Below are 503 nucleotides of genomic sequence, written 5' to 3' on the forward strand. Positions count from 1 at the left end.
AAGTGATTGCCGAGTTACTCGATGTGTTTGTTTCTCCTAGTGCTGTGAAGTTTTGATCATGACTGAATACACATGGTTAGCGCCGGCTATTTTGTGCGGCGTGATTGCGCTAATTGGTAACGTCGTACTGGGCCAGCAAGTCTTAAAGCGGCAGATCATTTTCATCGACCTTGCGGTGGCTCAAGTCGCAGCATTGGGTGCGGCGCTTAGTCATTATTGGCTAAACTCATCTACTTTGTACGTGAGGATTCCTTGGTTATCGGAATCTTGGCTTGGTGCAATGCTTGGCCCTTGGATAATGTCGTTATTGTTATGCGGATTGATTGCTGCATTAGAAAAGCGAAATCATCCGCATCTTGAGCCGATGATTGGCAGCTTGTTTGTGGTATCTGCCTCTTTGGCGGTGTTACTTGTTAGCAAAGACCCACATGGTGCTGATTTCATTCAAGGGATTTTGAATGGTCAGCTACTGTGGTCGACATGGCAAGATGTTTGGCCGTTGA

General features: G+C 46.5%; 1 protein-coding gene. It reads left to right on the forward strand.

The genetic code is table 11. The annotated features are described in order from the left end of the window. Nucleotides 1–58: 58 nt before the first annotated feature. Nucleotides 59–503, forward strand: a 445-nt coding sequence (locus R7040_RS30385; RefSeq protein WP_318098181.1) for a metal ABC transporter permease, incomplete at its 3' end; no start/stop codon positions are given.

The organism is Vibrio sp. 1069, from assembly GCF_033340555.1.